At 60.8% G+C, this 24,895-nt stretch carries 20 protein-coding genes and 2 tRNA genes; 20 read left to right on the forward strand and 2 right to left on the reverse strand.

Translation table 11 applies throughout. The features are described from left to right. Positions 1-44: 44 nt before the first annotated feature. The 10 genes from ftsE to PMX72_RS02965 all read left to right on the forward strand — a co-directional run bounded on the left by ftsE (position 45) and on the right by PMX72_RS02965 (position 10,998). Positions 45-1,265: a cell division ATP-binding protein FtsE gene (gene ftsE / locus PMX72_RS02920; protein ID WP_118384605.1), complete on the forward strand. Its 1,221-nt coding sequence runs from the start codon at positions 45-47 to the stop codon at positions 1,263-1,265. Continuing rightward, on the forward strand, positions 1,252-2,172 hold the full coding sequence (ftsX, locus tag PMX72_RS02925) for a permease-like cell division protein FtsX (RefSeq protein ID WP_271728998.1): 921 nt from the start codon (positions 1,252-1,254) through the stop codon (positions 2,170-2,172). Before ftsE ends, ftsX begins: the two co-directional genes overlap by 14 nt. Positions 2,173-2,295: 123 nt before the next feature. Then, positions 2,296-4,431: a ribonuclease R family protein gene (locus PMX72_RS02930; RefSeq protein ID WP_271728997.1), complete on the forward strand. Its 2,136-nt coding sequence runs from the start codon at positions 2,296-2,298 to the stop codon at positions 4,429-4,431. A 174-nt stretch (positions 4,432-4,605) separates the two neighbouring features. Next, positions 4,606-5,211, forward strand: coding sequence for a recombinase family protein (locus tag PMX72_RS02935; protein ID WP_271728996.1), 606 nt, complete (start codon positions 4,606-4,608; stop codon positions 5,209-5,211). Between the two features lie 120 nt (positions 5,212-5,331). Next, positions 5,332-5,898 carry a VanZ family protein gene (locus PMX72_RS02940; RefSeq protein ID WP_271729001.1) on the forward strand — a complete coding sequence of 189 codons (567 nt, stop codon included), beginning with the start codon at positions 5,332-5,334 and terminating at the stop codon, positions 5,896-5,898. 204 nt (positions 5,899-6,102) lie between these two features. Then, positions 6,103-6,954, forward strand: a complete 852-nt coding sequence (locus PMX72_RS02945) for a MurR/RpiR family transcriptional regulator (protein WP_117655743.1) — start codon at positions 6,103-6,105, stop codon at positions 6,952-6,954. 10 nt (positions 6,955-6,964) lie between these two features. Then, entirely contained in the window at positions 6,965-7,888 is a 924-nt protein-coding gene (gene murQ, locus PMX72_RS02950; protein WP_271728995.1) for an N-acetylmuramic acid 6-phosphate etherase, read from the forward strand. A 57-nt stretch (positions 7,889-7,945) separates the two neighbouring features. Beyond that, a complete protein-coding gene (locus PMX72_RS02955) occupies positions 7,946-9,376 on the forward strand; it encodes a PTS transporter subunit EIIC (protein WP_271728994.1) in 1,431 nt (476 codons plus the stop codon). A 117-nt stretch (positions 9,377-9,493) separates the two neighbouring features. Further along, on the forward strand, positions 9,494-10,546 hold the full coding sequence (locus PMX72_RS02960; protein ID WP_271728993.1) for a MupG family TIM beta-alpha barrel fold protein: 1,053 nt from the start codon (positions 9,494-9,496) through the stop codon (positions 10,544-10,546). Between the two features lie 92 nt (positions 10,547-10,638). Beyond that, positions 10,639-10,998, forward strand: a complete 360-nt coding sequence (locus PMX72_RS02965; RefSeq protein WP_118270211.1) for an arsenate reductase family protein — start codon at positions 10,639-10,641, stop codon at positions 10,996-10,998. A gap of 72 nt (positions 10,999-11,070) precedes the next feature. On the opposite strand, the gene PMX72_RS02970 is transcribed toward PMX72_RS02965, so the two are convergent. Beyond that, complete coding sequence (locus PMX72_RS02970; protein ID WP_117564211.1) at positions 11,071-11,481, reverse strand: hypothetical protein; 411 nt, start codon at positions 11,479-11,481, stop codon at positions 11,071-11,073. 266 nt (positions 11,482-11,747) lie between these two features. On the opposite strand from PMX72_RS02970, the gene PMX72_RS02975 reads away from it, so the two are divergent. The 6 genes from PMX72_RS02975 (at position 11,748) to PMX72_RS03000 (ending at position 14,335) form a co-directional block, all read left to right on the forward strand. Then, positions 11,748-11,821 (forward strand) — tRNA-Gln (locus PMX72_RS02975). Positions 11,822-11,838: 17 nt separating this feature from the next. Then, positions 11,839-11,915 (forward strand) — tRNA-Glu (locus tag PMX72_RS02980). Positions 11,916-12,012: 97 nt separating this feature from the next. Then, the gene (locus tag PMX72_RS02985; RefSeq protein WP_117564212.1) at positions 12,013-12,930 is read left to right on the forward strand and encodes a tetratricopeptide repeat protein; all 918 of its coding nucleotides are present in this window, start codon (positions 12,013-12,015) and stop codon (positions 12,928-12,930) included. After that, positions 12,920-13,390 carry an SsrA-binding protein SmpB gene (gene smpB, locus PMX72_RS02990; protein WP_006235325.1) on the forward strand — a complete coding sequence of 157 codons (471 nt, stop codon included), beginning with the start codon at positions 12,920-12,922 and terminating at the stop codon, positions 13,388-13,390. The genes PMX72_RS02985 and smpB overlap by 11 nt, the downstream gene beginning before the upstream one ends. 208 nt (positions 13,391-13,598) lie before the next feature. Beyond that, on the forward strand, positions 13,599-14,102 hold the full coding sequence (locus tag PMX72_RS02995) for a flavin reductase family protein (RefSeq protein WP_055251877.1): 504 nt from the start codon (positions 13,599-13,601) through the stop codon (positions 14,100-14,102). An 89-nt stretch (positions 14,103-14,191) separates the two neighbouring features. Continuing rightward, positions 14,192-14,335 carry a rubredoxin-like domain-containing protein gene (locus PMX72_RS03000; protein WP_055251878.1) on the forward strand — a complete coding sequence of 48 codons (144 nt, stop codon included), beginning with the start codon at positions 14,192-14,194 and terminating at the stop codon, positions 14,333-14,335. Positions 14,336-14,642: 307 nt separating this feature from the next. Here PMX72_RS03000 and PMX72_RS03005 read toward each other — a convergent pair whose 3' ends face one another. Further along, positions 14,643-15,899, reverse strand: coding sequence for an Nramp family divalent metal transporter (locus PMX72_RS03005; protein WP_271728991.1), 1,257 nt, complete (start codon positions 15,897-15,899; stop codon positions 14,643-14,645). 202 nt (positions 15,900-16,101) lie between these two features. Here PMX72_RS03005 and gltB point away from each other — a divergent pair, with 202 nt between their 5' ends. From gltB to PMX72_RS03025, 4 genes are all read left to right on the forward strand, one after another. Then, complete coding sequence (gene gltB, locus PMX72_RS03010) at positions 16,102-20,799, forward strand: glutamate synthase large subunit (RefSeq protein WP_271728990.1); 4,698 nt, start codon at positions 16,102-16,104, stop codon at positions 20,797-20,799. 5 nt (positions 20,800-20,804) lie between these two features. Further along, positions 20,805-22,286, forward strand: a complete 1,482-nt coding sequence (locus PMX72_RS03015) for a glutamate synthase subunit beta (protein WP_271728989.1) — start codon at positions 20,805-20,807, stop codon at positions 22,284-22,286. A gap of 353 nt (positions 22,287-22,639) precedes the next feature. Continuing rightward, a complete protein-coding gene (locus tag PMX72_RS03020) occupies positions 22,640-23,347 on the forward strand; it encodes a hypothetical protein (protein WP_271728988.1) in 708 nt (235 codons plus the stop codon). Between the two features lie 272 nt (positions 23,348-23,619). Next, positions 23,620-24,696, forward strand: a complete 1,077-nt coding sequence (locus PMX72_RS03025) for a hypothetical protein (protein WP_271728987.1) — start codon at positions 23,620-23,622, stop codon at positions 24,694-24,696. The last annotated feature ends 199 nt before the right edge of the window (positions 24,697-24,895 follow it).

Consider the following 24,895-nt stretch of genomic DNA (forward strand, 5'->3'; position numbering starts at 1 on the left):
TAAAGCGCTCATGTAGTTTAAACGCACGACGATAAGGAGCACCAGTGGGTAACCACTTCCGTACCTCCGGTGCGGGCGATGAAGCCCCCAAGACGCAGCCGAGCGTCGCGGGCAGTCGTTTCGCCACTCCGGATTCAGAGGATCAGCTGTTTAGCCCGATCCCCGCACAGCCGGCAGATCAGGCACAGCCGGCGGCAGATCCCTTTGCCTACAATCCCAACAACGATGTTGCGCTTTCCGGCACGGCTGGCTTTGAGCCCGTTCAGACGGTGACCGCCCGCGTGGCTCAGCCTCAGATGAGCGCCGCCACGCCGCAGCCTACCATGGCCGGCATCCCCGACCCCTTGGCCCCTGCGGCTCCCGCGCCGCAGCCCGCGCAGTCCGGTCTTTTTGCCGGCATTCCCGACCCCACGCAGCCTGCGGCTCCCGTGGTCGAGCGCGATCAGGCCGCCGAGGTTGCAAGCCTCGACAGCGCGCTCAACAACCCCGACTTCACGTCGGTGTTTGCGCCCATCGACCCGCAGGCCAGCCGCAAAAAGATGGCCAAGCAGGCCGGTGTCGAGCCCGTCATCCTTATGGAGCACGTCACCAAGATCTATCCGGCGCAGCCCAACAAGCCCGCACTCGACGACATCAACATCGAGATCTATCCGGGCGAGTTCGTCTTTTTGGTCGGTCACTCCGGCTCGGGTAAGACCACGCTGCTGTCGACGCTCAACCGCGACGTCAAGCCCACAAGCGGTCGCATTTTGGTCGCCGGCCAGGATCTCATGAAGATCAAGAACCGCAAGGTTCCGTTCCTGCGTCGTCAGATTGGCGCCGTGTTCCAGGACTTTAAGCTCCTGCCGCAAAAGACCGCCTACGAAAACGTGGCGTTTGCCCTGCAGTGCATCGGCAAGCCCAAGGGCGTCATTCGCAGCCAGGTGCCGGAGGTGCTGCGTCTGGTCGGTCTGGCCGATCAGATGGACTCGCTGCCCGACCAGCTTTCCGGTGGCGAGCAGCAGCGCGTCGCCGTCGCCCGCGCTATGGTCAACCGTCCGCCGCTGCTGATCTGCGACGAGCCCACGGGTAACCTCGACCCGGCGATCTCGCTGGGCATCATGAAGCTGCTTGAGCGTATTAACCGCACCGGCACCACCGTGATCGTCGCCACGCACGACCGCGAGATGGTCGATAGCATGCACCGTCGCGTGATCGCCCTCGAGGGCGGCCACGTTATCCGCGACCAGGAGAGGGGAGGTTACGGCAACTATGGCACCAACTAACGTGGGCTACTCCTTCAAAGAGGCAATCAGTCACTTCTTCCGTAACTGGACTACCTCGCTCGGCGCCGTCATCACGATCTTCCTTTCGCTGTTTATCATCGGCCTGTTCATCATGGGCTCCGCGATGCTGAACTCCGTGATCGGCACCGTCGAGGATCAGGTCGTCATCAACGCCTTTATTAGCGATGACGCCGACCAGGCAGATGTTCAGGCCTTTGAGGCCGAGCTCAAGACGTGGAGCAACGTCAAGTCCGTGACGTACAAGGATAAGGACGACGCGCTGGCCGAGTACACGAGCAAGATGTCGGGTAACGCCGACGCTACCATGAGCGCGCTCGACGGTCAGAACCCGCTGCCGGCTTCGTATGCCATCGAGATGGACGATCCGTCCATGGTCGAGAGCACGGCCCAGAAGCTCAAGAAGAACGCCGATTTTCAGAAGATCGCGGACGACGGCGACGTTAACGCGAGCGTTCTGTACGGCCAGGAGGAAGTGAGCCGCCTGTTCCAGGTGACGAACTACATCCGTATCGCCGCTGTAGTGCTCGTCGGTCTGCTGACCTTTATCGCGTTCATTTTCATTAACAACACGATTCGCCTGTCCATTACGGCGCGTCGTCGTGAGATCGCGATCATGCGTCTGGTGGGCGCAAGCAACGGCTTCATTCGCGGGCCGTTCATTACCGAGGGCGTGCTGCAGGCCATTTTGGGCTCGTTGCTTTCCATCGGCGTGCTGGAGCTGCTGCGTAACTTGATGGTTCCGCGTTTGCAGGAGAGCATCGGCTGGATGTCGTTTGCGCTGCCGATGCAGTACTACCTGGTGACCTATGCCGCGCTGATTTTGGTCGGCGTCATTATCGGTCTCTTTGGTTCCGCCATCGCCATGCGCCGCTATCTGCGCGTGTAGGCGTGCTTGGAATTCGTTCCTTCAACGGGTCGTCTCTTTTGGGGGCGGCCCGTTTTTTGTCCCCTAGGGATCATTTGGGTAGACTCTTGGGGTGTAAGCGGCCATCGATAGTAAGGAGGCGCCATGGGGCGCAATAACAAGCATAAGCGTGGAGCTCGCAATAAGCGCGGGCCGGTGCGCAGCGAGCGTCGCCCGAGTCTGACCGGACGCGTGCAGCTCCATGAGCATAGCGCCTACGTTGTAACCGAAAACGGCGACTACAAGGTCATGGGCCGCGGCAAGCGCGAGATTATGGACGGCGATACCGTTGCCGTAAGTATTAAGAACAGCCCGCATGGCGAGCGACGCGCCGTAATCGAGGGCGTCGTCGAGCGTGCGGCCATTAGTGTGGTGGGCACGTACCAGACCGCCGGCCCGCTCGGGGTGATCGAGCCGCTTGATTCTCGCCTTAAGGCCGATTTCTTTATTCTGCCGGAGGACACCTCGGCGGAGCGCTTGGGTGTTCATCCGGGCGATGCGGTCGTCGCGCGCATTCTGACATATCCGACGCGTCTGGAATCGGGCACCGTGACGATCGAGCGCCGTATTGGCGGCGATGATGCGCCCGATTTGGGCGTTCAGTATGTGATGGCGCGCTATGGCTATACCGATACGTATCCCGAGGCCGCGCTAGCCGAGGCCGAGGCACTTTCGCTCGATGTGGCCTCGGCGCTCAAGGACCCGCTCCGCCGCGACCTGCGCGACCGCTTTGTCATTACGATTGACCCGGTCGACGCGCGCGACTTTGACGACGCCATTTCGCTGGAGCGCACGCCCGAGGGTGGCTACAAGCTGGGTGTCCATATTGCCGACGTTTCGCACTATGTCGCCTGGGACGGACATATCGATCTGGAAGCTCGCCATCGCACGACGTCGGTGTATCTTGCCGATCGCGTGCTGCCCATGTTGCCCGAGCGCCTGTCGAACGATTTGTGCTCGCTGCGTCCCGACGAGGACCGCTTGGCGTTTACCGTCGACATTGAGCTCGACGCGCAGGGTCGCGTGCGCCATTACGATCCCTATCCCAGCGTGATCCGCTCGCGCGTGCGCATGGACTACGACGGCGCCGAGGCGCTGCTGGTACGTGCCGGTGCGGTGGAGTATTCGGTGCTGGAGGGCGCCGCCGAGGATGTTGCCGCGGTTGAAGCCTCGCGCGAGGAAGCGCTCGAGCGCGGGCTTGCGTGCGAGAAAACCGCCCGCGGCTATAACGTCGACTTGGGGGATTTCCTCGTAGCTGCCAACGAGCTCGCCGAGCTTCGCCGTCGTATTCGTCGCGCGCGCGGTTCGGTCGACTTTGATACGGCCGAGATCCGTGCGCTGTTGGATGGGGACGGTGTGCCCGTGCAGATCGTGGCCCGTGAGCGCTCGTGTGCCACGTCGCTGATTGAGGAAGCCATGCTGCTGGCCAACGAGTGCGTGGCGGAGTGGCTAGCCGACCGCGATATCGAGGCCTGCTATCGCGTGCACGACGATCCCAGCCCCGACAGCCTGCACGGTGCCGCCGTGGCGCTGGCACAGCTGGGTATCATCGATGACCGTCGCGCGGCAGGCATTGCTCTGGGAAGCCCCGACGAGCTGCAGGCGGCGGTTGATGCCGCAGCCGGTACGGCCAACGCGCCGCTCGTCAACACGTTGCTACTGCGCAGTATGCAGCGCGCACTGTACAAGCCGCGCAACGAGGGTCACTTTGCACTTGCCGCGCCGTGCTATTGCCACTTTACGAGTCCCATTCGCCGCTATCCCGACCTGGTGGTGCATCGCGTACTCAAGCTGCAGCTGGCATATGAGCAGCTGGGCGGCAAGGACGCCTTGGTGCGTACGCCGCGGCTGATCGGTAAGGGTCGCGAGTCCCTGCCGCGCATCCTGCCGCAAATCTGCCGCGCGTGCAGCGATGCCGAGCGTGCGGCCGACGCCGCCAGCCATGCGACGCAAAAGATCAAGATCGCCCAGTATTACGAGGATCGCCTGGGTGAGCGCTACGCCGGAACGATTTCGTGGGTCAGCAGCATGGGCCTCTTTGTGCGCCTTGATCTGACACAGGTTGAGGGTTTGGTTTCGATCAAGAGTCTGGGCAACGAGTGGTTTGAGTTTGATGAGGACGCGCTCACGCTCACGGGTGCCGACACGGGGACTCGCTACGAGCTGGGGCAGCGCGTGATCATCGAGGTCTCGCGCGTCAACACCACGCGCGGGCACTTGGATTTCAGGCTTATTCATTAGCCGGAATCTGGTGATTCATAGAGAACGGGGCGGTCTTTTGGGGCCGCCTTTTTTGTGCCGGCTCAGTCGTCTTTCCGCTCGCGCGCTTGCGTCTTCCGCCTGCTATAGGGGAGATAAAACCTACCAAAATAAACCTGTCCCTTTTTGGGAGGTTTACGAGAGAGCGGGGATGAGATGACAACGGTGTACGGGTATGCGCGGGTGAGCTCGCGTGATCAAAATCTGAATCGGCAGCTGGATGCGCTGGGCGCCTATGGCGTGGAACCGGCGAATATATTTGCCGACCATGCGAGTGGCAAGGACTTCGATCGACCGCGGTATCGCGAGCTGCTGTGCGCGTTGGATTCCGGTGATGTGCTGGTGGTACTTTCCATTGATCGGCTGGGCCGTAACTACAGCGAGATCCTCGAGGAATGGCGGTGCATAACCAAAGAGCTCGGCGCCGCCATCGTGGTGCTGGACATGCCATTGCTCGACACGCGTGCCAGAGACTGTGGTGGGTCGGACGTGACGAGTGCGTTGATTGCCGATATTGTTTTGCAGCTGCTGAGCTATGTGGCGCAGGTGGAGCGCGAGAACATTCACCGGCGCCAAGCCGAGGGCATTGCGGCGGCGCGAGCGCGCGGCGTGCGCTTTGGCCGGCCCCGCAAGCCCTGTCCCCCGCAATTCGAGCTGGTGCGCGATACCTACGAGGCGGGTGATATCACGCGGAGTCAGGCGGCAAAACGGCTAGGCGTGTGCGTGGGGACGTTCGATCGCTGGATGCGCGAGATGGAGTAGGGGCGCCACGGTCCTTTGGCGCCCCGATTCGAACATTTTGGATTTCGCTGCGGCGACAACTGCATTTGGGGGTACACTCGCTGCTGCTCAAAAAATGACGGAGGTTAGCCCTTGGCGCGTGTGAAGCACATAGTCGGATGGATTTCGGTTGTCCTGCTGGTCGTGACGCTGGCAAGTATTTGGATGCTGACGGAGCAAAACGTGGAGCAGACGTCGTCGCTCAGCGAGTCCACTGCGCGCGCGGTGGAAGGACGGGCCGCGGACGTGCGACCCGACGCCGCTCAGGAGTCCCAGGCAGGGGATGCCGTCGAGGGCGCGGATTCAACGACTGCCACCGTTCATCCCGACCCGCTTGCGCCCGTTCGGCTGTGGATGGGCGCCAACATTCGTCGCGTCGCACATACCGTTGAGTTCTTCTTTGTAGGACTGTTTGCTTCGACGACAGTGGCATGCCTGGGCGAATGCCTGCCATGCGCGCGATTCCGGTACGCACTCGCTGCGCTCTTTTGCGCCGTCTGCTCTGTCGGCGACCAAGTGCACAAGATCTTTGTTCCTGGTCGTCATTTCGACATGATCGACCTGGGCTTCGATGCCGCGGGCTATGTCACCGCCATGCTGTTGGTATTGCTGGTCTCCGCATGGGTGCACCACGCGACGCGCCCCATCGGCGCCCATGCGAGGCACTAGCCGGTAACAAACCCGTTTCTGATAATGCGACCTTGTTGAATTGTTTTGTGTCGCGCGTATTTCCGAGCGGTCGGATTTGAGGGGCGAGCGGTAGAACGCTCGCCCTTTGTGCGCCACGATGCGGCACAATGTACCGTAAAAGCTATTTGTATCCGGTACGAATCGTTCGTTGGTCTTTAATTCTTCTCAACGGAGGTGTTTGAGATGGCAAACGGATTGCTTTTGCGGCTTCGCGAGCGTGAGCTCAGCGCGAGCCCGGCGGAACGCAATGTCATCGCATATGTAAGCGCTCATCCGCACGAGGTGGTCGGGCTGTCCGTCCGCGGTCTTGCCGATGCCACGTTCTCCTCGCCCTCGAGCATTTTGCGCTTTTGCAAGCGCTTGGGTTTTGCGGGCTACAAGGAGTTCCAGCGCGAACTGATTGCCGAGCTGGCGCTCTTGGGTGACAAGAAAGACGTTGCCCTCGAGGACATCTCCATGGATGACAGCGTCGAACGTATCGTGGGGAAGGTGATGAAAAGCAACGTGCGCACGATCGAAGCGACGGCGCGAACGCTCGATTACACCGTCTTGGAGCGATGTGCGGCCTATCTTAAGCGGGCACGTGCGGTCAATCTGTTCGGTATCGGTGCCTCTCGTTTGGTCGCGCACGATCTGGCGCAAAAGCTCATGCGTGTCGACAAGGAGTGCCATCTGTACGACGACTGGCATGATCAGCTCTTGTGTGCCAAGAACATGCATGAGGGCGATATGGCAATCGCCTTTAGCTACTCGGGCTTGACGCAAGAGGTGCTGGACTGCACCGCCGAGGCTCAACGTCACAACTGTCCCGTTGTGGCCGTTACCAAAGTAGATGGATCATCCAAGCTTGCCACCGTGGCCGATGCCGTGCTCGGCGTCGCTGCGAGTGAACCCTTGGTCCGCAGCGGTGCCATGGCTTCGCGTATGGCCCAGCTTATGGTTGTCGATGCCCTGTACGCTGCTTACGTTGCCAGCGACTACGAACGGGCGACGCATGTCATTAAGCAAAACTACATCGAGAAACAGGAAAGATGAGGTGAATGAAATGCTCGATTTAACAAAATTCACGACCGAACAGCGTAATCAAAGTTCAATGGACCTCGATACGATGACATCGCTGCAAATCGTCACGACGATGAATGATGAGGATCTTCGTGCCGTCCAGTCGGTCACGAAGGTGTTGCCTCAGGTTGCCACAGCAATCGACTGGGCTGCTGAGGCACTCGAGCGCGGCGGGCGCGTCTTTTACATGGGCGCAGGCACCAGCGGTCGTCTGGGCGTACTCGACGCTTCGGAGTGTCCGCCCACGTTTGGCGTGTCACCCGATCTGATTGTCGGGCTCATTGCCGGAGGCGAGACGGCGTTTATCAAGGCTGTCGAAGGTGCCGAAGACAGCGAGGAACTTGGCGCGAGCGACCTGCGGGAGCGTGGACTCTCGGACAAGGATCTTGTCGTTGGCCTGGCGGCAAGCGGCCGTACTCCCTATGTGGTGGGCGGCCTTGTGTACGCCAAGGCAACTGGGTGCAAGACCATTGCAATTGCCTGCAACCAAGGGTCGAAGATCGGGGAGAGCGCAGATCTTGCCATTGAACCCGTGTCCGGTCCCGAGGTGCTGACCGGCTCAACGAGGCTCAAGGCGGGAACGGTTCAAAAGCTCATTCTCAACATGATTTCGACCGGTGCCATGGTCAAGATCGGCAAGGTATACCAAAACCTGATGGTCGATGTGCAGCAGACGAACGAGAAGTTGGTGGTGCGCGGCCAGAACATCGTGATGGAGGCGACCGGCTGCACGCGCGAGCGCGCTATTCAGGCGCTTGCAGATGCCGGCGGCCACGTAAAAACCGCTATTGTCTCGGTACTGCTGGACTGCGATGTCGAGCAGGCTGCGGTAGCTCTTGAGCGAGCGCGAGGCCATGTCCGTGCTGCGGTGAGTGGCCATGAGAAGAGCAATGCCGATGCCCAATAGGTGCGCGGCGTGAGCTGATATGACATCCAAACGAGATACCCAATACAAGGAGGAGTTATGACGAACAAAGAGCTGGCTCAAAAGCTGCTGGACCTTTTGGGCGGTAAAGACAACGTGCTCGCAAACGCGGCGTGCATGACGCGCCTGCGCATGACCGTCAAAGACACGGGCAGCGTCGACACGGAGGGTATTAAGGCACTCGACGGCGTGATGGGCTTGGTCGAGGACGACACGATGCAGATCGTGCTGGGGCCGGGCAAGGTGAATAAGGTGCTCGAGGAGTTCTCCAAGCTCACCGGCCTTGCGAAAGGCGTTGCCGACGAGAGCGTGGTTGACGCTGCGGCCACAAACAAGGCCGCGCAGAAGGCAAAGTACGAGTCCAAGCCGGTTCAGGCCTTCCTCAAGAAGATTTCCAATGTCTTCGTCGCCCTGCTTCCCGGCATCATTGCGGCTGGCCTCATCAACGGTATCTGCAACGTCATTAACGTCTCGACGGCAGGCGCGCTTGCAGGCGAGTGGTGGTACCAGGGCATTCGTTCCATGGGCTGGGCCCTGTTTGCCTATCTGCCCATCTTGGTGGGCTATAACGCGGCACGTGAGTTTGGCGGCTCCGCTGCGCTGGGCGGCATCGCCGGCATGATGTGTATCGCCAACAGTGCCATGCCCCTGCTTGCGCCTGGCGCGGCTGATCCTGCCACTGCCATTCTGCTGCCGCTCACCAATGCGCAGTACAACCCCGCAGCGGGCGGCATGATCGCGGCTCTTATCGCTGGCGCATTTTTTGCCTGGATGGAGCGTCAGATTCGCAAGGTTATGCCCAACGCACTCGACACGTTCTTGTCCCCGCTGCTGGTGCTCATCATCGGCGCCTTTGCTCTGATGCTCGTCATCCAGCCGGTTGGCGCATGGCTGACGACGGCGATCTTTAGCGTCCTTACCTTTATCTTCGAGAAGCTGGGCGTCCTGGGCGGCTATATCCTGTCGGCAGGCTTCTTGCCGCTGGTTTCCGTCGGCCTGCATCAGGCGCTCACGCCGATCCACGCTATGCTCAACGATCCCGACGGTGCTACCAAGGGCATCAATTACCTGCTTCCCATCCTTATGATGGCTGGCGGCGGCCAGGTCGGTGCCGGTCTGGCGCTGTACTTTAAGACCAAGAACGCCAAGCTCAAGAAGTACGTCGCAGAGTCCATTCCCGTTGGAATCCTCGGTGTGGGCGAGCCTCTGATGTATGCCGTTACGCTGCCGCTCGTTCGTCCGTTTGTGACGGCCTGCCTGGGTGCCGGATTTGGCGGCGCGCTCGCGGCGCTGCTTCACATCGGCACGGTTTCTCAGGGCGTTTCCGGTCTGTTTGGCCTGCTGATCGTCGTTCCAGGCCAGCAGCTCGGCTACGTTGCCGCTATGCTGCTTGCCTATGCCGCCGGCTTTGTCCTGACGTGGTTCTTTGGCGTCGACGAGCAGAAGATCAACGAGTTCTTTGGCGAATAGTTTGATATCGCGAGCCGTGTTGCTCAGGGCTCGCAGCGCGCGGCAGATTTCTTGATGCTATGGTTGTGCCGGCGGGGCTAACTGCTCCGCCGGCCTTTTTTAAAGGAGCGTTGTAGCGTGAAAACGGGTATTTCGATTTATCTTTCCAGCCCTCTGCAGGATATTGAGCGGACGATTGAGCGTGGTGCCGCGGCGGGTGCGCGCTACGCGTTCACCTCACTGCATATTCCCGAGGATGGGGGAGCGGCGTATGCCGATAAGGTCCGTCATGTGCTGTCGCTGCTCTCCGCCCGCGGCATTGCGCTCACTGCCGATGTGGGGCCTCGCACGTGTGATTTGCTCGGGCTTGAGCGCATCGAGGACCTGCGCGATCTGGGGTTGGAATACCTTCGTTTGGACTATGGCTTTAGCGCCCAGCGGGTCGCGGAGCTGTCCGGTGTATTTCGCATTGTGGTCAATGCATCGACGGTGAGTTCTGTTGAAATCGCATCGTGGCGTGAGGCCGGTGCCGATGTGACTCGTTTTGCCGCCTGCCACAATTTTTACCCCAAGCCTTATACCGGTTTAGCTCTGGAGGACATTGCTCGGGTGAATCTTCGTCTTGCGGCGCTTGGATTCGAAATCATGGCTTTTGTGCCGGGTGATGCCAACGTTCGCGGGCCGGTATTCGAGGGACTGCCGACGGTCGAGGCGCAGCGCGGTCGCGCGTCAAAGGTTGCTCTCAATATGCTTGAGCTTGCACATGGCGCCGATTGCGACATTGTGTTGGTCGGCGACCCCGATCTTTCCGATGCGGGCTGGACGCAGTTTGCTCATGTTTCCGCCGGATACGTGGACCTGCAATGCGAGCTTGAGCCCGGTTATGCCTATGTACGTGGGCAGATTCATCACGACCGACCCGATTCGAGCACCCTCATCTTTAGGTCTCAGGAGTCGCGTACGACGCTTAAGCCGGATTCCGTGCCGATGGATGCCGGTGCCGGCCTGCCGCGAAAGGCGGGGTCGATCGCTGTGAGCAATAGCGGCTATGGGCGCTACGAAGGCGAGCTTGAGATTGCGCGGGTCGATCTTCCCGGTGACGAGCGCATGAACGTTGCGGGTCATATCACGCCCGAGGCAATGGAGCTGCTGCCGTTCATCAAACGCGGATTCGGGGTACGGTTCGTTTAGCGTGTGACCCGTGGGCTACAATTGGCCCATCATGCGAAGGCGCCTCGTGTGGCGTGTGCCTGCGTTGGCCGATCTATATTCGGAGGATTTCCATGACCGTACTGTTTGTTGAATATCCCAAGTGCTCGACCTGTAAGAAGGCCAAGGCATGGCTGGACGAACACGGGGTAGAGTATATCGACCGCGATATCGTTTTGGACAATCCCGCGGCTGATGAGCTTGCGACCTGGATTGCTCGTTCGGGACTGCCGGTGCGGCGCTTCTTTAATTCGTCGGGCATGAAATATCGAGAGCTGGGCCTGAAGGCACGTCTAGATGCGGGCATGACGGATCGGGAGTGCTACGAGCTGCTGGCGACCGACGGCATGCTGGTCAAGCGCCCACTGCTGGTGGGCGACGACTTTGCGATTCCCGGCTTTAGGGAATCGGCTTGGGTCGAGGCGTTGCTGTAGCGGCTGCGGAAAGTGCGACCCGTTTTGAGTGCTCAGGGTGGGACGTGTTTTCCATCGGCGGGCTCGCTCGGCTCAATCCTCGAGCTGTGCCCATTCGTGCGGATCGTAGACCTTTACGTGCTTGTTGGGCTTGCCGCTCCAGTACTCCTCGTCCATAAAGGGCAGATATGCCTGAACACCGGGGCAGATAAAGGGAATCCGCTGCTGTTGCAGTCGCTCGCGCTGTCGCTGCTCCAGGTGCGCCTCGGATATGACAGTCGGCATACCGGACAGCTCGACGAGGCTTGCCTGGATTCGCTTAAGGTCGGGGAGTCCCGCGTGCCATGACATCCGCATGATCAAAAAGGATGCACGGCGGTATTTTGCCTGCATCACCGTGATGGCGGGGCGCAGAGTGGGATGGATTTTGTCCCGTTCGGGCCAAAGGTCAGCAGTGATCTCGAGGCCCAGGGTCTCCCATAGGTAATCAAGCTCTTCGTCCATGGCGCCTCGATATCTACGTGATCATTGATACTTCGATTGTGTTGCCTGGTGCTATCGTTTTCGCGGTAGAATCTGCCAACGGTTGACGGCTACCGCTCGCGGCGTTTTGCCCTTCGTGTGCAGCGGTCGACTTCACAGGTCCTTCACGTGTTGGCCGTATTTGACTGAATTTCAAAAAAGTCAAAATTGGGGCTTGCGTCACGGCCGGACTTCCCGTATATTTCTTTCTTGCGCAAAGGCACAGCCGAGCGCAGCGATGCAGTCATTGGGATGTCGTCTAATGGCAGGACAGCGGATTCTGGTTCCGTCAATGGGGGTTCGACTCCCTCCATCCCAGCCATTGCATTTGCTACATATGGCCCGTTCGTCTAGCGGTTTAGGACGCCGCCCTCTCAAGGCGGAGATCACCAGTTCGAATCTGGTACGGGCTACCAAAATTGAACGCCCGGGCCTCGTAAGAGACCCGGGTTTTGTGTATTGACCGATATTTAAGGCGCGCGTTGAGTCTGCCGCCCGGACCGAGGAGTTGTCATGGACCTGCCTATCAGCTTGGAAGACATCACGTATGCCGAGAACTATCTGGCGCAGGGCGACCTGGCTACGGCGACGCCGCTGCTTGAGCGTCTGGTGGAGCTCGCCGAGGAGTATATCGACGCTGAGTGCAAGACGGAGGAGAAGCGCCAGTACTTTAGCTTCGACAGCAAGTTTGAGCGCCTGGCCTATCGCCGCGTGGAGAAGGATCCGCGCGAGCTGGTGCAGGTCGAGGTTCCCTTTGACCGCCTGTACTCCGACATGGCGTTTGCCTACATTCGCCAGCAGGATTATGTGAGTGCTCGGAATGCCCTGATGCAGGCCGTGCGTTGGGATCCCATGAACTGCAACTATCGCTTGGACTTGGCCGAGCTGTTCCGCGCGCTCGAGGACAAGCAGGAGTGGGCATCGCTCTCGTTCTCGGTGCTGGAGCGCGCGAGCGACGGTAAGTGCGCCGCACGTGCCTACACCAACTTGGGTCAGTACTTCTTGGAGCCCGAGACCGAGAACATTTCGGCAGCCGTGGGCTGCGCGCGTCTGGCGCTGCGCCTGGCGCCCAATGATGCGCATACGACGCGCCTGCTCAACAAGATCCATACCACCTATCCGGATGCCGCGGACGAGAGTGACGACCATGTGATGGGTGAGCTCGCCCTGCAGGGCGTGCCGACCTCGCCTTCGGCCGAGATCGCCATCTGCCTGATCATGTGCGCGACCGATGCTGCAAGCGACGGCGACAAGCAGGAGGCTACGCGTCTGACGGTCCGTGCCCGCGACCTGGTGGGCGAGGAGGCATGCGCGGCGATTATCAAGCTGGTGCGCGAGAGCGATGCCGAGCTTAATGCCGAGCGCAGGGCAAAGCGCGAGGCTGCGGGCTCAAACGCCGATGGCGCCAAGGAGGCCGGCGATGCCCAGTAAGCGCGAGCGCAAGCTCATTTCCAAGAATCGCTCGGCACATCACGAGTACTTTATCGATGAGACGTTTGAGTGCGGTATTGAGCTGAGCGGCACCGAGGTCAAGTCGATTCGCGAGCGCGCCTGCCAGATCACCGATACCTTTGCATTGATTCGTGGCGGTGAGTGCTGGCTCGTCGGCCTGCATATCCACCCTTATAGCCATGGTGGCGTGTGGAATCGCGATCCCGACCGTCGGCGCCGTCTGCTGCTGCACCGCAAGGAGATCGACTTTCTTGACGGCAAACTTCGCAACCGTGGTTATGCGCTGGTTCCGTTGGAGCTCTACTTTAATACCGACGGTCGCGTAAAACTGCTGCTGGGCCTAGGCCGCGGCAAGAAGCTTTACGACAAGCGCGAGGATATGGCCAAGCGCGATGTCCAGCGCGAGATCGACCGCGCCCTCAAGGAGCGCAATCGCTAGGCGTTCTGTATAAGTTGCGGTGGAATACGGACTGTTTTGCCTGTTTGAGGGGCTATTCAGTCCTTATTTCACCGCAACTGCGGGCGTCTCATCTTGCTTATACTGTTTTGACACATATGTCTCAAAGGTGGTGTCCGTTGTGGGCGCCGCCTTTTTTGTGGGTACATACATCCATGAGGTTCCAACCCGGGTTAGGGGAGTGATTGTTATGGACAAAACTGCGTTCTTTACCATGCCGAGCGGTCTGTACGTGGTGAGCGCCGCGGCAGACGGGCTGCGCGCCGGCTGCGTCATCAACACTGCGGTGCAGGTGACGTCCATGCCGCCGCGCATTTCGGTTGCCGTGAACAAGGACAACGTCACCTCGGGCGTCATCGCTTCGGCCAAAGCGTTCGCGCTGACCGTGATCGATCAGACCGCCGATATGCTCTACATCGGTAACTTTGGGTTCCGCACTAGCAGCGATTATGACAAGTTTGCCAAATACGAGACCCGCGAGACGGCTCTGGGCATGCCCTATGTGCCCGAGCACGCGGCGGCCCTGTTTAGCTGCCATTTGATCGACACTGTGGATGTTGGCACGCATCTACTGTTTATCGGCGAGGTCGAGGATGCCGAGCGCTTGAGTGACGAGACGCCGCTCACCTACGATTACTACCATAAGGTCCTGAAGGGCAAGACGCCTCCGAAGGCGTCCTCGTATCAAGGCTAGAAATGTTTTAAAAATACTTGCATTATATTATTGAGAATCTATACTGATAAATGAAGTACATCACCAGTCGCGTTTGAGAGGAGAACATCATGGCTGAGGAGAAGAAGACGTATAAGTTCGTGTGCGTCGTTTGCGGTTACGAGGTTGAGGTCGATACGCCCGAGCTGCCCGAGGATTATGTGTGCCCGGTGTGCGGCGTCGGTCCCGATCAGTTTGAGCTCGTCGAGGAGTAGCTCGCAGACACACGGCGAAAGCCGAACATAGCTCTGTCCAAGGGCCTCGGTCGAATTCTCGGCCGGGGTCCTTTTCCTCCGCCCCCAAGGGATCACGGTTGCTGTTGACCGATCCTGTCTGTTGTGAGTCCGACCGACCTTTTGTCTCAATCTGTAACATCTAACGGTGGAAATTGGGCCCACTTGTTACATATCGAGACAAACCAAAACCGTCCGGCAGAAGATCTCAATCTGTAACATCTAGACATCGAAAGCGGGTCTAGATGTTACAGATCGAGACGTTTGCCTGAGTAGGTGCCCCGCCCCATTACATCCCTGTCAACAACACGACATCGAGAATCGTCACGACGACACCGATCCCTGCGAGCAACGCGTTGAGCGGGCGCGAATTGGCGTATTTGCCCATGACGCGGGGTGAACTGGTGAGCCGTATGAGCACAAAGACCGTAATCGGCAGTTGAAGCGACAGCAGTGCCTGACTCCAGATGAGACCTTCAAAAGGATTTGAGACGACCAGGCATGCCGTCACTGCGCCGACGAAACAGGCCGCCACCCCGATCGAGGAATGTCGGTCGTGGATGTCGTATTCCTCGTCGAACATGCCCGCAGTGATGGTGCCTGCCGCCATGCCCGCCGTCACGCTACTCGAGAGACCCGCGAACAGCAGCGCTACCGCAAAGATGGTCGAGCTCGCCGGGCCCAAGATGGGGGAGAGCGTGGCCGCTGCGACGGCGAGGTCGTCTACGACAATGCCGTGCGCAAAGAAGGTCGTTGCGGCCAGGATGACCATGGCCGAGTTGATTGCCCAGCCCACGCCCATCGAAAAGAGCGTGTCGAAGAGCTCATAGCGCAGACGTTCTTCGATAACCTGCTCGCCTTGGCCTTCGAAGTGCATGGATTGGATGACCTCGGAGTGCAGAAAAAGGTTGTGTGGCATAACGACCGCACCCAGAACGCTCACGATAATCGCGGCAGAGCCAGTGGGCATACTAGGCGTGATCCAGCTTGCGGCGGCTTGCGGCCAGTCGACCTTGACTAGTGCAAGCTCGGCCAAAAACGAGAGTCCTACCACGCCTACGAAGGCGATGATCCAGCGTTCGGCATGCTTGTAGGAGTTCGTCATGAGCATCGCCATCGATACTGCCGCCACGATGACGCAGCCCGCGCGCACGGGCAGCCCAAAGAGCATTTGAAGGGCAATCGCGCCACCCAGGACTTCGGCCATGGCGGTGGCGACAGTCGCGAGATAGGCGCTGCCGAGCACCGCGCGTCCCACGATGCGGGGGAGAAAGCGGGTCGTGGCCTCGGCAAGGCAGGCACCCGTGGCGATACCCAGGTGCGCCGCGTTGTGCTGCAGCGCAATGAGCATAATCGTGGACAGCGTGACGATCCACAACAGCGCGTAGCCAAACTGCGAGCCCGCGGCCATGTTGGAGGCCCAGTTGCCCGGGTCGATAAAGCCGACGGTCACGAGCAGCCCGGGGCCGATATGCCGCGCAATGTCTAGGCCTCCGTGACCACCGGTGCGTCGGGAGCCAAAGTGTTGTTTGAGATGGTTGAGCATGGTCGATTCCTGTGTATGGGCGACGTGCCGTTTGCTTGACGCCGCAAAGGATACCCGTTTTAGACTTTAAAGTTAACCACGACTAAAAAAATAATTGCGTGCGTTACGCGATTGTTTCGAAACGGGCGGGAAACACAGCGGGCCGGCGATGCTCCTAGTATGCCTATTCAACTGACTGACTAATATCTAGGGGAGGATCGCGATGCAGGCAGATTCCGCTCAGCAGCAGGGCCTTTATCGCCCCGAATTCGACCACGATGCATGTGGCATCGGCGCGCTTGCCGATATCAACGGTGAGCGCCATCACCAGATTCTGGACGACGCGCTGTCCATTCTGGTCAACTTGGAGCACCGCGGCGGCACGGGACTCGAGAAGAACACCGGCGACGGCGCTGGCATCCTGTTCCAGGTTCCGCATCACTTTTTCCGTAAAGAGGCCCAAAAGTGCGGCCAGATTCTGCCGGCAGAGGGCGACTATGGCGTGGCCATGCTGTTCTTCCCGCAGGACGACAAGGGCGTAGAGGATGCCCGTCGCGTGTTTGAGGAGGGCTGCGCCGAGGCCGGCGTGCCGCTGCTCTTTTGGCGCGAGGTGCCCGTCGACCCGCACGACCTGGGTGAGACGGCCCGTGCCTGCATGCCTACTATCCTGCAGGCCTTCCTGGGCCGCCCCGACGACACGCCGGCAGGTGACGCCTTCGAGCGCCGTCTGTACGTGTGCCGCCGCACCATCGAGAAAAAGGCCGACACCGAGTTCGCCCTGCGCGACAAGATCTTCTACGTGTGCTCCATGAGCTCGCGCACTATCGTGTACAAGGGCATGCTGGTCGCCACACAGATGCGCCGCTTCTTCATCGATCTCAACGACGCCGCCGTCAAGACGGCCGTGGCGCTCGTCCACTCGCGTTACTCCACCAACACCACGCCTAGCTGGGAGCGTGCGCACCCCAACCGCTTTATTATCCATAACGGCGAGATCAACACCCTCAAGGGTAACGTCAACTGGATTCGCGCCCGCGAACCCAACCTGTACAGCCCCGTGTTACAGCACGATCTTGAGCGCGTGATGCCCATCATCAACCGCGAGGGTTCCGACTCCGCGATTCTGGACAATGTGCTCGAGTTCCTGGTCATGAACGGTCGCCCGCTCACGCGCGCCGCGTCCATGTTGCTGCCCGAGCCGTGGGACCATAACGACAGCCTGAGCGAGGAGCGCCGCGCCTACGACGCTTACCAGTCCATGCTCATGGAGCCATGGGATGGCCCGGCGGCCATCGCCTTTACCGACGGTCGCACCCTGGGCGCTGCCCTCGACCGTAACGGCCTGCGTCCGGCTCGCTACTACGTGACGCGCGACGGTCGCTTTATGCTGGCAAGCGAGGTGGGCACCATCGAGGTGAGCCCCGAGAACATCCTGACGAGCGGCTGTCTGGGGCCGGGCCAGATGCTCGAGGTCGACTTTGCCCGCGGGCGCGTCATCTACAACGATGAGTTGCGCGCCCGCTATGCCAAGGAAACGCCCTACCGTGATTGGATTGCCGAGGAGACGCTGACCGTTGACGCGCTCGATGAGCCCGTTGCGGCAACGCCCGCCGAGGACGCCGAGGTGCCCGCTGCCGTGCGCATGGCCAAGCTCGGCTACCACTGGGATGACGTCGACGAGGTTGTGCGTCCCATGGCCCAGCAGGGTAAGGCGCCGCTCGCCTCGATGGGCATCGATGCGCCGCTGGCCTGCCTGTCCAAGAAGACGCGTTCGTTCTTTGACTACTTCTATCAGTTGTTCGCCCAGGTCACAAACCCGCCCATCGACGCCCTTCGCGAGCATATGGTCACCTCGACCACGCTCTACCTGGGCAACCACGGCAACCTGCTCGAGGACTCCCGTACGGCCTGCCAGCTGGTGCGCCTGGAGCGCCCACTGCTGAGCGAGGAGGAGTTTGACCGCATCTGCGCCATCGACCGCGTGGGCTTTAAGACCCGCCGTTTCCGTGCCGTCTACCGCCGCGATGCCGGCGAGGGCGCGCTGCAGGCTGCGCTCAAGCAGCTTGCAGAGGACGTTGAGGCTGCGGTCCGCGATGGCGTGAACATTGTGGTGTTGAGCGATCGTGCCGCTGCGGGTGAGGTGCCCGTGCCGTCGCTGCTCGCCGTGGGCTGCGTGCACAACCACCTGATCCGCGCCGGCGTGCGTACCTTTGCCGACATCGTGGTGGAGTGCGGCGACGCCGTGTCCCCGCACGACTTTGCGGCGCTGGTGGGCTACTCCGCGAGCGGTATCTATCCGTACAACGCACATGCGTGCATCCGCGATCTGGCGGCACGCGGCGACCTGGACGTGACGGCCGGGCAGGGCATCGACAACTACAACAAGGCTGCGACCGCCGGCATCGTTTCCATCATGTCCAAGATGGGCATCTCCACGGTGCAGAGCTACCATTCGGCGCAGATCTTCGAGGCCGTGGGCTTTACGCCGGAGTTCGTCAACGCGTACTTCGCCGGCACGGTGAGCCGTGTGGGCGGTATGGGTGTCGAGGACGTTGAGCGCGAGCAAAACGAGCGCTACGACGCCGCGCTCGCTATCCTTAAGAGCCCGGCTCCTGATCAGTTGCCCACGCTGGGTCTGACCAAGTGGCGCCCGCTCGGCGGCGAGGATCACCTCATCGATCCGCAGACTGTCTACCTGCTGCAGACCGCCTGCCGTGAGGACAGCTACGACACCTTTAAGGAGTACAGCGCCCGCCTGCACCGCACCGGCCGTGCCGTGCGCCTGCGCGACTTGCTCGACTTTAATGCCAGCGGCCGCACGCCGGTTTCGCTCGACGAGGTGGAGCCCGCGCTCAACATCGTCCGCCGCTTTAACACCGGCGCCATGTCGTATGGCTCCATCAGCAAAGAGGCGCATGAGTGCATGGCCATCGCCATGAACCGCCTGCATGGACGCTCCAACTCGGGCGAGGGCGGCGAGGACCCGCATCGCGAGACCCCGCTGGCCAACGGTGATCCCAAGAACTCCGCCATCAAGCAGGTGGCAAGTGCGCGCTTTGGCGTGACGAGCCGCTATCTTTGCAGCGCCTTCGAGATTCAGATCAAGATGGCCCAGGGCGCCAAGCCCGGCGAGGGCGGCCACCTGCCCGGCAAGAAGGTCTATCCCTGGATCGCCGAGGTCCGTCAGTCCACGCCCGGCATTGGCCTGATCTCGCCTCCGCCGCACCACGACATCTACTCCATCGAGGACCTGGCAGAGCTGATCTTTGACCTTAAGAACGCCAACCCCGGCGCGCGCGTGTCGGTCAAGCTGGTCAGCGAGGCCGGCGTCGGCACCATCGCCACCGGTGTGGCCAAGGGTGCTGCCGACAAGATCTTGATCAGCGGCCACAATGGCGGCTCGGGTGCCGCGGCGCGCGACTCCATCTGGCATGCGGGTCTGCCGCTGGAGCTTGGTCTTGCCGAGGCCCAGCAGACGCTGCTGCAAAACGGTCTGCGCTCACGCGTGGTGCTCGAGGCCGACGGCAAGCTCATGGACGGCACCGATGTTGCCGTCGCCTGCTTGCTGGGCGCCGAGGAGTTTGGCTTTGCGACCATGCCGCTCATCTCCATGGGCTGCCTCATGCAGCGCGACTGCCAGCAGGATACCTGCCCGGCCGGCATCGCCACGCAAAACTGCCGTCTGCGTCGCGGCTTCCGCGGTAAGCCCGAGCACGTTGAGCACTTTATGCTCTTTGTTGCCGAGCAGCTGCGCGAGGTCATGGCGAGCCTGGGCTTCCGCACCGTCGACGAGATGGTTGGCCATCCCGAGTGCCTGCGCCAGATCGAGATCCCGGGCAACCGCAAGGCCAACCTGCTCGATCTGTCGCCCGTGCTGGCGAGCGCGACCTGCGAGTTCGGTGCTCATATCCCGGGTGCCGACGGTCGCCACTTCCTGCCGCAGATGGCCGCGGACAGTGAGCTCGACAAGACGCTCGACTCCACGTTGTTTGTGCCCTATACGGCCGATGCCCGTGCGCACCTGCGTCCGATTCGCTTCCGCGCCGATATCGCCAACGTCAACCGCTGCGTGGGCACCATCCTGGGCAACGCGGTGACCAAGGCGCATCCCGAGGGCCTGCCCGCCGGCTCCATCACCATCGATTGCGATGGCTCGGCTGGTCAGAGCTTTGGCGCCTTCCTGCCGCGTGGCATTACGCTCAACGTGTGCGGCGACGCCAACGACTACTTTGGCAAGGGCCTTTCGGGCGGCGAGGTGTCGGTGCGCCCCAACCCGCATGCGACCTACAAGTTCGACGAGAACATCATCGTGGGCAACGTTGCGTTCTTTGGCGCCACGAGCGGCCGCGGCTTCATTAACGGTCTTGCCGGCCAGCGTTTTGCCGTGCGCAACTCCGGTGCCACCGTGGTGGTCGAGGGCTGCGGCAACCATGGCTGCGAGTACATGACGGGCGGTCTGGCGCTCATCCTGGGCGAGGTCGGGCAGAATTTTGCTGCCGGCATGACAGGCGGCGTGGCCTATGTCTTTGACCAGTACGGCACGCTCAGTGCCCGCGTGAACCACGAGAGCGTTGAGCTCAAGGCCCCGACGGCCGGCGAGCTGGCGCAGATTCGCGAGCTCATCCAGGAGCACGTGGACGCGACGCAGAGCCCGCGCGGCATTAAGCTGCTCTACAGCTTTGAGACGATGAGCAAGCACTTTGTGAAGGTCATTCCGACCGAGTACGAGCGCGTGCTGGCGATTGTCTCCGCGGGCGAGGCTGCCGGCAAGACGCATGCGCAGGCCGAGGAGCTGGCGTTTGACATCGTGACCGGTCGCGCGAGTGCCGCGGATGTCGCTCGCTTCGATGTTGCGGGCGGTGCTGCGGGTGCTGCGTCCGTGGCTGCCAGCTCTGTTGCTTCGACCAAGAAGGAGGCGTAAGTGCCATGGGTAAGCCCGGTGCTTTTCTTGATATCGATCGCGTGACCCACGAGCTTCGCCCCGTGGAGGAGCGCAGCCGCGATTTCGATCCGCTGTACGTGGAGATCGACGACGACGCGCGCCGTGCCCAGGCGAGCCGTTGCATGATGTGCGGCGTGGCGTTTTGTCAGATGGGCGCGAGCTTTGGCAAGGCACGTCCGAGCGGCTGTCCGCTGCACAACCTGATTCCCGAGTGGAACGAGCTGGTGTACCGCGGCCGTTGGGACGAGGCTGCCGAGCGCCTGTCACTTACCTCGCCCATGCCCGAGTTCACGAGTCGCGTGTGCCCGGCGCTGTGCGAGGCCGCGTGCAACCTGGGTTCGGTCGATGGCGAGCCCACGACGATCCATGACAACGAGCGTGCGATCAGCGACCATGAGTGGGCCAACGGCGGTCCGCGTCGCTTTGAGCCGGCAGGGGAGGGCGCACCCACGGTTGCCGTGGTGGGCTCCGGTCCTGCTGGTCTGGTGGCAGCATGGGAGCTTGCGCGTCGCGGTGCTCGCGTGACGGTGTTTGAGCGCGACGACCGCCCGGGCGGTCTGCTCATGTACGGCATTCCCAACATGAAGCTCGAGAAGTCCGTGGTCGAGCGTCGCGTGGCGCTCATGCGTGAGTTGGGCATTGTGTTTGAGCTGGGCGCCGACGTGACGGACCCTGCGGTGGCAGCCAAGCTCGATGGCTTTGACGCTGTCGTGGTGGCTGCTGGTGCCCGTGCCCCGCGCGGGCTTTCGGCTGCGAACGTGGATGCTCCGGGCGTGGTGTACGCGGTGGACTACCTGACGGCTTCGACCGTCTCGGTGCTCGATGGCGGCGAGCCCGCGGTGAACGGTCGCGGCCTGGACGTCGTGGTCATTGGCGGTGGCGATACGGGCAACGACTGCGTGGGTACCGCGGTGCGCCAGGGTGCGCGCAGCGTGCGCCAGTTTGAGTTCTTGCCGGCTGCGCCCGATAAGCGCGCGGCGAGCAACCCCTGGCCGCAGTGGCCCAATGTGAAGAAGACCGACTATGGCCAGCAGGAGGCCATTGCCGCCATGGGTGGCGAGATGCGTGCCTGGGGCGTGGACACCCTCGAGGTGCTGCTGGACAAGAAGGGCGCGGCTGCGGGTCTGCGCGTGGTCGATCTGGACTGGTCGGCGGGAAAGCCCGAGCGCATCGCGGGTTCCGAGCGCGAGGTGCCGGCGCAGCTGGTGCTCATCGCCTGTGGCTTTACGGGCCCGGAGCACAGCGTGTTCGACGCTGTCGGCGTGCCTGTTGCCACCGCTGGTCGTCCGCTGCCGGTGATGGCTGCCGAGGGCTCGCATCTTGCGGCGCGTGTCGACGGCGTCGCCGCGGATGCCGCACCGGTGTACGTGGCCGGTGACGCCCGCAACGGCAGCTCGCTCGTGGTGAGTGCTATGGCCGATGCCCTGGCCTGCGCAGCCGAGGTCGCCGAGGCGCTGGAGCTGTAAAGTAGTCATTTAAGAACGTCCTCAATGACTAGTCATTTTTTGTCTAGTCGTTGGGGACACTCTTTGCGAGCGATTTGCTCGTTTGTCGACGTACGGGTGTTCATTTGTCGACTTCTTGGGCTGTGGTCACCTGTTGTTTCTGTGGTGGCTGCGGGCATCTGGCTCAAAAGGGCGGGTTGGCTGTCTATGTCTACCTGCGGTTTTGTTGCGGTGGACTCATTCGGTCAAGTGTCCCGTCAAGTGTTTGGTTAGCATCTGGTTTGCAGTCGAAGGCCTATTTTGCCCGCGCTTGCCTCGGTTGCCCACCCTCCCCGTAAGCTCAAATTGAGGTCCATCAGTTTGAGGAGGATGCCATGACTGACCAAGTTTTTGACCGAGCAGAGCTGGCTGAAGCCGTCGGCAACGATATTGCCGACATGGCCCAATTTTGGATGCTGCGGAAGTTCCAGTTTTTGGAGCCGGCGCGCGAGCAGTTCGAAATTATTGTCGATCCGTGGCTCAGCTATTGCGAGGAACCTTCTCAAAACGAAATCATGGCCTACAACATGGCGTTTACCGATTGGTTGCTCTTTGAGCGCCCCTATTATCATGGCGCGACGCTGCTGGAGCTGTATGTTGACGAACCGCCGGCATCGCTTGCGCCCGCGGCGCTCAAGCGGCTTAAGCAAGTGCGCGGCACGCATTACTTTTCGCGTTTTGGCATTTTGGACAAGGATCCTGCAGCTGGTATGGTCGTGCTGCGTGACACGCGCACCGATCATCGCTTTGATGTCTACGACCCGCATATCGTGCAAAAGGAGCATTGGAGCGACGGTGCCATTGCGGTGCGCCTCGCCTGCGTCGACGATGTCTGGCTGACGGTGGGACAGCTCTATCTGTATGACATCGCGCGCCTGAGTGACACAGCGGTCGACGGGCCAGGTGCCGTGCATCCGGAGGACCTGGAGGACGGTTTCGACACCTCGTGCATCAGCTTCTTCTTACGGCTGGTCCGCGACATCATGGGCGCCCAGGGGCGCTACGTGAAGTCGCTCAATATTTACGAGCAGGAGTGGGAGTAGGGGATGTGACTGGTGTCGCCCTGCTGCCTTGACTTTGTCTCAATCTGTAACGTTTGGCGGCTGTTTGGGCCCGTAACTGTTACAGATTGAGATGTTCGGCAACGGGTTGGGAGAATGTCTCGATCTGTAACATCTACAGGCTAAAAGTCGACCTTGCTGTTACAGATCGAGACAAAGGTTGGCGGCTGCCGAAAGATCTTGTTCTGTAACAACTAGAGGCTCAAAGACTGTCTTCCTGTTACAGATCAAGACATTTATCAGCGGAGGCAACGGTGACGATGGTCCATTTGTCCGATGTGGTGGTGATGGAAGTGCCTAATACCGTTCTCAAACACAAGCATACGACTCGCAACACGTTGGCGCGGAATAGGATGCTTGCCAGGCTCACGGAGGCGGCTGAACAAGGCGTGCTGCTTGTGACACACGACAATGCCGAGCTCATGTGGCTGCGGCGTCATGTTGGAACCGACGATATCGCGGAACCCGAGCCGTATTTGTTCTGCTTTCAACATGATTGGGGTGTGCTGACGCCGGCGGAGCGAACGCTGCGTACCATCAAAGGGCTTGCAGAGTTTCATCCCGATTGGGCGTTTTGGGGCTATGACGCGGCGCTTTTGTGGGGTCTGGAGGTGCCGAATGATCTGCTTGGGTCGCGTTTTCTTGTTAAGACGGGTTGTTCGGTGACGTTGAGCGGCGGGTGCAGGTTGTTGCGTCCGCAGATGGCGGGCGCACTCGAGCATGTTGATGGCGTGCGGGTGACGTCGTTTTGGCGCACGGTGGAGGATTGCCTACTGCGTGCGCCGTTCTCCTACGGGTTGGCGATTGCCGATTCTGCACTGCGGGCGAAAGGCGTATCACGTGGGGATTTGTGCGAGCGCCTCCGCGCCGATTGCGAGGGCAGGCGAGGGTATCGCAGGGCACAGGTGATTGCGTCGTATGCGGACGGGCTGTCTGAAAACGGCGGCGAGTCTCGGTTCCGAGCATTCTTTATTGCGTACGGCTTTCCGGTTCCGGAGCTGCAGGTGGAGTTTCGCGACCCGCTCGATCCGAGCCAGGTGTTTCGCGTCGACTATTTTTGGCGGCTCGAGGACGGGACGTGTGTCATCGGCGAGCTCGACGGAAAGGGGAAGTACACCTTGCAGAGCGGCGAGGGTCGGGAGTCGGTTGACCCATTCGTGGCAGAGCGTCAGCGGGAATCTCATCTGACAATGCTCGGGCATAAGGTGCTTCGGTTTACGTTTAACGAACTCAAAGGCCCGGGGAAGCTAGTCGAGAAAATGAGGCTGGCGGGTATTCCTCGGCAGGTTGAATTGGCTGAGGAGTGGAGATGCCAGTGGTATGGGCGCTGAGAGGTTTTGTCTCGATCTGTAACGTTTAGAGGTTGTTTGAGCTCGTAATTGTTACAGATCGAGACAAGCCGGTGAAACGTCGACCGAATGTCTCGATCTGTAACATCAAGGGGCCCAATAACCCTGTACCTGTTACAGATTGAGACATTTCCCTGGTGTCGCTGGGGTGGGACTGCAACGTGTTCCGTCTCCCCACATC

The sequence above is a fragment of the Collinsella aerofaciens genome (genome assembly GCF_028207065.1).
In the GTDB taxonomy this organism is placed as follows: Bacteria; Actinomycetota; Coriobacteriia; order Coriobacteriales; family Coriobacteriaceae; genus Collinsella; species Collinsella aerofaciens_AR.